General features: G+C 70.6%; 7 protein-coding genes and 4 pseudogenes. 6 read left to right on the top strand and 5 right to left on the bottom strand.

The features are described from left to right. Window positions 1-978: pseudogene (locus ACFV9J_RS40480) on the bottom strand (hypothetical protein); the annotation flags it as partial. On the opposite strand from ACFV9J_RS40480, the pseudogene ACFV9J_RS40475 reads away from it, so the two are divergent. Continuing rightward, a pseudogene (locus ACFV9J_RS40475) lies at window positions 887-1649 on the top strand (SDR family NAD(P)-dependent oxidoreductase). The pseudogenes ACFV9J_RS40480 and ACFV9J_RS40475 sit on opposite strands and share 92 nt — an antisense overlap. A gap of 48 nt (window positions 1650-1697) precedes the next feature. Continuing rightward, window positions 1698-2531: pseudogene (locus ACFV9J_RS40470) on the top strand (LLM class flavin-dependent oxidoreductase); the annotation flags it as partial. A 57-nt stretch (window positions 2532-2588) separates the two neighbouring features. Here the strand turns inward: ACFV9J_RS40470 and ACFV9J_RS40465 are convergent. Next, window positions 2589-2903, bottom strand: a complete 315-nt coding sequence (locus tag ACFV9J_RS40465; protein WP_385363236.1) for a MarR family winged helix-turn-helix transcriptional regulator — start codon at window positions 2901-2903, stop codon at window positions 2589-2591. Between the two features lie 277 nt (window positions 2904-3180). On the opposite strand from ACFV9J_RS40465, the gene ACFV9J_RS40460 reads away from it, so the two are divergent. From ACFV9J_RS40460 to ACFV9J_RS40445, 4 genes and pseudogenes are all read left to right on the top strand, one after another. Next, complete coding sequence (locus tag ACFV9J_RS40460; protein WP_385363235.1) at window positions 3181-4272, top strand: alkene reductase; 1092 nt, start codon at window positions 3181-3183, stop codon at window positions 4270-4272. Window positions 4273-4314: 42 nt separating this feature from the next. Further along, on the top strand, window positions 4315-5232 hold the full coding sequence (locus ACFV9J_RS40455) for an NADP-dependent oxidoreductase (protein ID WP_385363233.1): 918 nt from the start codon (window positions 4315-4317) through the stop codon (window positions 5230-5232). Window positions 5233-5288: 56 nt separating this feature from the next. After that, a complete protein-coding gene (locus tag ACFV9J_RS40450) occupies window positions 5289-6191 on the top strand; it encodes an alpha/beta hydrolase (RefSeq protein WP_385363231.1) in 903 nt (300 codons plus the stop codon). Between the two features lie 226 nt (window positions 6192-6417). Further along, window positions 6418-6806, top strand: a pseudogene (locus tag ACFV9J_RS40445) (MarR family winged helix-turn-helix transcriptional regulator); the annotation flags it as partial. Here the strand turns inward: ACFV9J_RS40445 and ACFV9J_RS40440 are convergent. The 3 genes from ACFV9J_RS40440 to ACFV9J_RS40430 all read right to left on the bottom strand — a co-directional run. Further along, complete coding sequence (locus tag ACFV9J_RS40440) at window positions 6786-7742, bottom strand: IS481 family transposase (protein ID WP_385363229.1); 957 nt, start codon at window positions 7740-7742, stop codon at window positions 6786-6788. The pseudogene ACFV9J_RS40445 and the gene ACFV9J_RS40440 sit on opposite strands and share 21 nt — an antisense overlap. 371 nt (window positions 7743-8113) lie before the next feature. Continuing rightward, complete coding sequence (locus ACFV9J_RS40435; protein ID WP_385363227.1) at window positions 8114-8392, bottom strand: hypothetical protein; 279 nt, start codon at window positions 8390-8392, stop codon at window positions 8114-8116. 11 nt (window positions 8393-8403) lie between these two features. Further along, the coding region (locus ACFV9J_RS40430; protein ID WP_385363225.1) for a hypothetical protein at window positions 8404-8613 on the bottom strand (210 nt) is incomplete at its 5' end.

The raw sequence follows: 8613 nt of genomic DNA, 5'->3' as shown, positions 1-8613 counted from the left end.
TGAGACTTCGAACACCTCCCCCAACGGCACGGGAGCCTCGTGCGTTGCGCATCCTGTCGGCGTCACCCGATCAGTGGCCCTGCTGAAAACGCTCACGGTGTTGTTGATGTAGCCGGAGGAGACCCTCCTCGCGCGGAAGGCGAACAGCTGGTCCACGTGTTCCCCCCTGCGACGGTCGGTGCACTTCGGCTGCTGGGGGCGGACGGCCTGCCAGGTGTCCAGGGCTTGGCCCAGGATCGGGTCGACCGGTTTAGAGAAGGAGGTGCCGGTCTTGTGGGTCGGCACGTCCAGCAGGCAGACCGCGTCGCGTGCCAGGACCTGGTCCGAGTTGCCGGTGATGGTCGTGCTGTCGTGCTGCCAGCGGATGCACCCCACCCGCAGCCGGGCGATCTCGTCGCTGCGCTGTCCGGAGAACAGCCAGGCCAGTGTGAGGGCGTGGACCAGTTCGAAGGGGTAGAAGTCCCCGGCCTGAGTCTGCGGGAGGTCGTCTTCGGTCAGGTTCGGACCGGCCCACGGCAGCTTCGCCCAGACCTCGTCAGCGATCACTCGCGGGTCCGGGCCAAGCAGGGATGCGATGCTGCGTGGGGTGCCCAGCGCCCGCTGCGGGTCGAAACGCCGTGGGATCCACTCCCACTTCTGGATGTCACGGAAGAACGTACGAACCGCGGCGAGATGCCCGGCCTTCGAGGGCGCCTCCAGCGGCTTGCCGAGACGGTCCTGGACCCCGGCGGTGCGCTGGAGATAGTCGCCTACCTTCATCCGGTCCACCGCCGCGATCCACGTCGCGCAGGTCTGCCTTGTCCAGGTGGCCGGATCGGCGCCCTGCGGGTGCTTGGCCTGGAGCCAGCGGCCGGCCTTGAACAGCGTCGCGCGCAGGCTTCTGCGCGTGCGCGGAGTGAGCGTGGAAGTGTCGTACCAGGGCTCGGAAACCGCCCGCCGTCCTCCGCACCGAAGGAGCAGGACAGTTCCCAGCACCACTCAGGAGGCCCACCGCGCCGACCGTACCGTCGTCGTCACTGACGTGTCGGAGTCCGCCCTGGCGAAGCTCGCCGGGAAGCTCGTCTCGGACCGCCTGATCACCGTGGCGGCCGACATCTCCGACGCCGATTCCGTGGCCGCCCTCGCCGCCGTCGCCGAAGAGCACGGCGGTACGGACGTGCTGATCAACTGCGCGGGCTGGTTTCCGTTCCAGCCCTTCGCCGAGACCTCCCACGACCTGTGGCGTCGAGTGATCGACATCAACGTCAACGGCATTCCTGGTGACCCAGGCCCTCCTGCCCCAGCTGGGCGGCAAGGGCTGGGGGCGGATCGTGAACTTCGGGTCGGGGTCCGTCTTCCCCGGCGTCGCCGGGCAGGTCCACTACGTCACCGCGAAGGCCGGGGTGGTGGGATTCACCCACTCGCTGGCCCGGGAGGTCGGGCACCTGGGCATCACCGTCAACCAGGTCACCCCGGGCGTCACGCTCACCGGACCGGTGAAGGAACACTTCCCCTCCGAACTGTTGGCCTCCCAGCGCGAGGGCCGCGCCGTACCCCGCGACCAGCGTGCCGAGGACCTGGTGGGCCCGGTGTTCTTCCTCGCCTCACCCGACGCCGACTTCATCAGCGGGCAGACGCTGAACGTCAACAGCGGCATGTACATGATCTGATCGGGCCTCCCCCGTACGCAAGGAGAGAGCAATGCACGTCGTGTCGCGGTGCTCCGCCGCGGACGCGGCCGCGCCCGAGGGAAGCGAGCGCGGCCGGTGAGCGCCCTGCGTCGGCCCGCCGAGTTCGGGGCCTTCCTCACTCCCGCCGCCGCGGATCCCCGCTCGCCCGTCGAGCTGGCGGTCCTCGCCGACCAGTCGGGGCTGGACCTGGTGACCTTCCAGGACCACCCCTACCAGCCGGCGTTCCTCGACTCCTGGACGCTGCTGTCGTACGTCGCCGCGCGCACCAGCCGGGTCACGCTGTCGTCGAACGTCACGAACCTCCCGCTCCGGCCGCCCGCCATGCGCGCCCGCGCCGGTGCGTCCCTGGACCTGCTGTCGGACGGCCGCTTCGCGCTGGCCCTCGGCTCGGGGGCATTCTGGGAGGGCATCGCGGCCATGGCCGGCCCCCGTCGCACCCCGGGCCAGGCGGTGACGGCGCTCGACGAGGCCGTCACCGTCGTCAGGGAGCTGTGGGACACCGAGCGGCGCACCGGCGCGCGCTTCGAGGGGGACTTCTACACCCTCCTCGGTGCCAAGCGCGGACCAACGCCGGCTCACCGCATCCCGGTCTGGCTCGGCGCCTACAAGCCGCGCGGCCTGCGCCTCGTGGGCAGGCGCGCGGACGGTTGGCTGCCCACGCTGAGCTATCTGGACTCCCTGGATGCCATCACCGAGGCGAACCGGCGCATCGACGACGCCGCGGTCGCCGCCGGCCGTGACCCGGCCGAGATCCGCCGCATGCTGAACATCGGCCCGGACCTCGCCCACCCCGAGGCCCTGGCCGAGCTGGGGCAGGTGCACGGCATCGAGGACGTTCATCCTGATGAGCGACGACCCGGGGCTGATCCGCCGTTACGGCACGGAGGTCGCACCCGCCGCGCGCGAGCTGCTCGGCGCTCAGTGACCGGCCTCCGTGAGTACGGACTCCAGCAGGCCGAGGTTCGCCAGGATCTCGGCCTGCTCGGTCGTGTCGAGGCCGGTGGTGGTCAGCCGCTCCAGGTCCGCCCAGGCGTCGACCACCTTCGCGCGCAGCGCGAGGCTGGCCTCCGTGGCCTCGACGATCACCGCCCGCCGGTCGTCGGGGGAGGCGCTGCGGCGGACGAGGCCGGACTTCTCCAGCCGGGCGATGCTGCGCGCCATCGTCGGAGCGTCCGTCTCGACCGCCGCGACCAGGTCGACCTGCCGCTGCGGGCCGTGGTCCCACAGAGCCATCAGGATGAGTTCCTGCCCTGTGTGCAGGCCGGTCTCCCGCAGCAGTCTGCCCGCGAGTGCCCGGTGGAGCCGGGCCACTCGGAAGATCGCGTGGCTGACCGGGCCCGCCCCGGTCGGCGTGGCCTGTTCCGTCGGTCCCGTCGATTCCATCGGTTCTGTCGGCTGTTCTCGCATGCCGTGAGGGTACTCCCGAAAAAGTTGTCCGGCTAAGGAATGCGGTCTACGCTTTAGTTGTTCGGCTAAGTATCTGACCGTTCCGAAACCCGGGAGAGCAACCATGCCCACCGCTTTCGAGCCCACCACCGCAGGAAACCTCAAGCTGCGCAACCGCATCGTCATGGCCCCGATGACCCGCAGCCGCGCCGACGGCACGCTGCCCACCGCCGACACGGCGACCTACTACGCGCAGCGGGCCGGCGCCGGCCTGGTCATCACCGAGGGCATCCAGCCCTCCGTGATCGGGCAGGGCTACCCCGCCACGCCCGGCCTGCACTCGGCCGAGCAGGTCGCCGCGTGGCGCGAGGTCACCGGCGCCGTACACGAGGCGGGCGGCACGATCGTCGCCCAGCTCATGCACACCGGCCGCATCGGCCACCCGAGCACGACCGAGGCCGCCGGGCAGGGCGCGCTCACCCCGGTCGGCCCCTCGCCGGTGAAGGCGGCGGGACAGATCTTCACGCCGACCGGTCCGCAGGACCACGTCGTCCCCGACGAACTGACCGAGGCGCAGATCGCCGAGACGATCGCCGACTTCGCCGCCGCGGCCCGGGGCGCCGTCGACGCCGGGTTCGACGGCGTCGAGATCCACGGAGCGAACGGCTACCTGCTCCACCAGTTCCTGGCCACCAACGCCAACCTGCGCACCGACCGCTGGGGCGGCTCGCCGGAGAACCGGATGCGGCTGACCCTGGAGGTGACCCGGGCCGTCGCGGCGGCGATCGGCGCCGAGCGCACCGGTGTCCGGCTCTCCCCGGCCAACGGCCTGGGCGACACCGTCGAAGCCGACCACGCCACGCTCTACCCGCGCCTGGTCGCCCAGCTCGACACCTTCGACCTCGCCTACCTCCACCTGGTCGAGGCCGGGGACCCCGCTCTGACGCCCGAGCTGCGGGCCGCCTGGTCGGGCACGTTCATCCTCAACCCCGCCGACGCCGACACCGCCGGACAGTCCCGCCGACTCGGCCTCGTCGACGGCGGGCAGGCCGACGCCGTGTCCTTCGCCCGGCTGTTCATCTCCAACCCCGACCTGGTCACCCGCCTCGCGAACGGTGCCGCGCTCGCCGAGCCGGACCTGAGCCTGGCCTACGGCGGCGACCGGCACGGCTACACCGACTACCCGACGCTCGACGGCACCCTGCCGGCGCTCTGAACCCTCGACCCGCCGAGCACCCCCACAGGAAGGAACACGGCCATGCGCGCCTACACCCTGAACACCTACGGGCCCGACGGAATGACCCTGACCGATGCGGCCGAACCCGAGGTCGGCCCGGGGCAGGTCAAGGTCCGCGTCGAGCAGATCGCCGTCAACCCGCTCGACTGGAAGATCCGCAACGGCTACCTCGCCGAGATGCTGTCGCTGCCGCTGCCCGTCGTCATCGGCAGCGACATCGCGGGCACCGTGCTGGAGGTCGGCGACGGCGTCGACGACCTCGCCGCCGGTGACCCGGTGGCCGGCTTCGCTGACTCGGGCGCCTTCGCCGCCGTCGCGGTCACCCGCCGCGAGCGCCTCACGAAGCTGCCCGACGGACTCGACCCGCGGCTCGCGGCAGCCCTCGTCACCTCCGCCGAGACCGCCCAGCGGGTGATCGGCCTGCTCGCCCCGGCCCCGGCCTCGACCCTCGTAGTCAACGGCGCCGCCGGAGCCGTCGGCAGCGCCGTCACCCAGCTTCTGGTCGGCGCGGGCCACCGCGTGATCGGCACGGCGAGCACCGCCAACCACGACTACCTGCGGCGCCTGGGCGCCGTACCGGCCGGCTACGGCGACACCATGCCCGCCGAGCTGCGCGCGGCCGCCCCGGACGGCATCGACGGCGCCGTCGACACCGCCGGACAGGACTTCGTCGCCCGCGTCGACGGACTGGTCCCCGCCGACCGCATCGTGACGATCGTCGACCTCGCGGCCGGCGCCCGGGGCGCCATCGTGGCGGGCGGCGACCCGACCCAGCTCACCGCCAAGACCATCGGTCCGGTGCTGGAGCAGGCCGCCAAGGGCACCTTCACCGTCGAGATCGACGCCGCGTACCCCTTCGAAGAACTCGACCGGGCGCTGGCCCGCAGCGAGGCGGGACACCTCCGCGGCAAGCTCCTCGTCACCGGGCCCTCCTCATGACCGCGCCCGCCCCGGTCCGCGCACGCCAACGGCGCGCCCCCGGGAGGGCCAGAGCGATGGCACTCACCTTCCAGAAGCTCTTCCCGGTGGCGGCCCGGCTGACGATGATGTCCCCGAAGCTGCAGTTCGCACCCCAACGGGTGCCCGACCCGCAACGGGTCACCGTGCCCACCCGACACGGCGACATGACGGCCCTGCTGTACACGCCCGCGGCCGAGGACATCGACCGACAGCACCGTGCGGGTGGGCCGCCGCCGGTCCATCTGCTCCTGCACGGCGGTGCGTTCGTCGTACGCCATCCGGAGCACGAGGACAACGTGGCCCGGTACGTGGCCGGCGCACTGGGTGCCTACGTGGTCGTGCCCGACTACGACGTGGGGCCCCAAGTCGGATACCCCGTCGCCGAGCAGCAGTCCTACGACGCCTACCTGTGGGTGCGCGACCAGGCGGACACCCGTGGCTGGGACGTGGGGCGGGTCTCCATAGGAGGCGCGAGCGCCGGAGCCAAGCTCGCGCTGAGCGTCATCGTCCAGGCGCTCCAGGACGGCCGTCCCACCCCCGTCGCGGCCAGCCTGGAGTACGGGCTCTCCGACATCAGCCTGCCCGACGACACCCGCACCTCGCCCAAGAGGATGCCCGTCGTCGGCCCCTGGATGCTGCGCATGGTCCGCAACACCTACTTCCTCGACGCCGACCTGACGGACCCGGTGCTGTCGCCCGGCCGATACCACGGGCTCGGCGACTTCCCGCCGCTGCTGATACTCACCGGAGGCATCGACACCCTCCGGCACGACATGCGGGACCTCGCGGACAGGGCACGCACGGCCGGCGCCGACGTGACCTTCCACGAGTTCCCCGGTGCTGACCACGGCTTCACCCACGTCAAGCCCACGGAGACGGCCAGAACGGCGATCGCGATGGTGGGGGACCACCTTCGCGCGGCCTATGACCAACCCTGACCGCCCACCACGCGTGGGGCCCGGCTGCCGTAGGCACTCGGGCCCCATGCCTGCACAGGGCCATCATCGTGAGAGGCGACGCACAGAGTCGCTCAAGTGTGATCACGGAACGCGAACGGTCACCGTCGTGATCAGATGGGCGGTACGCTGCCAGGCCGACCCAGCACCCCGGCCGCAATCGACCCGCGCGAACGCTCGCACCAAGCGATCTGAAAGGCTCGCTCCCCTGACCGACCACTCCGGAACCACCCCGCGGTTTCCACGCACGGTCGGCGAAGGAAGGCTGAGTTACGCGGTCTTCCAGCTGGCCCGTGCCCACCGGAGCAGGGCCTCGGCCATGCTCCGCGAGATGCGACTGCACCCCGGGCAAGAACTGATACTCATGCAGCTGTTCGACCAACACGGCCAGACCCAGACCGAAATCCTGAACAGCGTCGGTCTCGACCACTCCACCGTTTCCAAGTCCTTGCGCCGCATGCAGGAGGCAGGAATCCTCATCCGCGAGCCGGCGGACCATGACCGGCGCGGGTGATCGTCCGTCTCACGGAAAAGGGCCGAGCCATGCAGCAGCCGATCGCGGACACGTGGCAGGCCCTAGGTGTATTGACTCGCAGGGTTGTTGACGCGGCTGATCGGTGGGTGGCCGTCGAGTGCGGTGTGGCAGCGGTGGTGGTTGTAGGTGTGCAGGAAGTCTGTCAGGGCTGCTGTTCGTTCGGTGTTGCTGGTGTAGGGCCGCAGGTAGGCCAATTCGTCGAGCAGGGTGCGGTTGAAGCGTTCGACCTTGCCGTTGGTCTGAGGCCGGTAGGCGCGGGTGAGCTTGCCGGTTGCGCCGAGGTCGGCCAGGGCGTCGTGCCAGGCGAAGCTTTTGCGGTAGGGCCAGGCGTTGTCGGTCAGGACCCGCTCGATGTGGTCGATGCCGTGGGCGGTGAAGAAGGCTGCGGCCCGGCGCAGGAAGGCGGCGCAGGTGGCGGCCTTCTCGTCGTCGTGGATCTCGCTGTAGGCGAGGCGGGTGTGGTCGTCGACGGCGGAGTGGATGTAGTCGAAGCCCATATTGCTGCGGGTGGCGCGGCCTGCTTGGCGGTCCAGGACCTTGTGGCCGCCGCCGTCGGGGATCCGGCCGAGTTTCTTGACGTCGACGTGGACGAGTTCGCCGGGCCTCTCGCGTTCGTAGCGGCGGATGATCTGGCCGGTGGGCCGGTCCAGGAAGGCCAGGCGGTGCAGGCCGTGGCGGGTCAGGATCCGGTGCACGGTGGAGGCGGGCAGGCCCAGGATCGGGCCGATGCGGGCGGGGCCGAGCTTTCGGTCCTGGCGCAGACGGCACACCTGGGCCTCGGTCGCCGCCGGGGTACGGTGCGGTGTCGTCAGGGGCCGGCTGGAGCGGTCGTGCAGCCCTTGCTCACCCTCGGACCTCCAGCGGCGGACCCACTTGTGGGCCGTGACGCGCGAGATGCCCATCTCGGCTGCGACATGTGCCACGGGACGGCCGCTGCGGACACGCTCGATGAGCAGCCGCCTGCCGTGAACGGTCAGCCGGGCATTACGGTGGGACACGAAGACCTCCGTGCGGTGCAGTCCTAGACAGCTCCACCACACCGGAGGTCTTCGCCATGATCAAGCCACGCCAGCGTTAACAACGCTCGTGATCAATACACCTAGCGCCGCCGGATCGAGCGCCGTCCGACCTGTAAGAGACCCGGTGCGGGCGACTGCGGCTTGCTGTCTGCGGCGCGCACCGGCCCGGTCCTCGCCGGGACCATCAGATCGGGGAATCGCGCGAGCTGAGGTGCTGACACCGGCCCTTCCGCCGAGCGTCGTCCGCCTCCGCATGACGCCACGTGAAGGCCTCACCAAGGCGAAGCGACCGGGTCCTCGATCGATCACGGGAAACTCCTGGTATGTGCCTGCCTGCCGGGCGGCACAACTCAGCTTTCGTAGTGAGTCGGAGGGAAGGTGTCCCGGTTCTTCCGCCGGCCGCCACCTGTCGGCATCACGCCTCGACTGACCTGCCGATCGACCTCGCCTTCGGCTTCCTCGTACGTGGTGGGGGCTTCGTTCCTTTCTTGGGCCAGTCCTGCTTCGCGGCGGTCCCGCTTGGTACGACGCTCGAGTTCGAAGTCGTCGGGCCGTCGAGGCATGCCCCGACCGTGTCCGTAGTCGGGGTCACCTTCCACCTGCCGGTTGGACTTGTGGTGGTGCACCATTGTCTTCTCCCTCAGGATCCGTCTTCGCCCGTTGGCCTGGGTGATGTGACGTCAGTTGCCTGCTCGGCAGCAGGGGTGCCGACGTCCGTGGAGGTCGCCGCCCCCTCGTCGCTGATGGCGGCAGGTTTGTCGACCGTGCAGTGCAGGGAGTCGTCGACCACGTCGGCGACGATGGTGTCGCCGGGGTCGGCCTCGCCGCCGAGGAGCAGGTCGGCGACGCG

The organism is Streptomyces sp. NPDC059906 (genome assembly GCF_042730645.1).
Taxonomy (GTDB): Bacteria; Actinomycetota; Actinomycetes; order Streptomycetales; family Streptomycetaceae; genus Streptomyces; species Streptomyces rubrogriseus.
The sequence above is the reverse complement of the archived record's forward strand: the minus strand, read 5'-3'. Positions and strand labels throughout refer to the sequence as shown.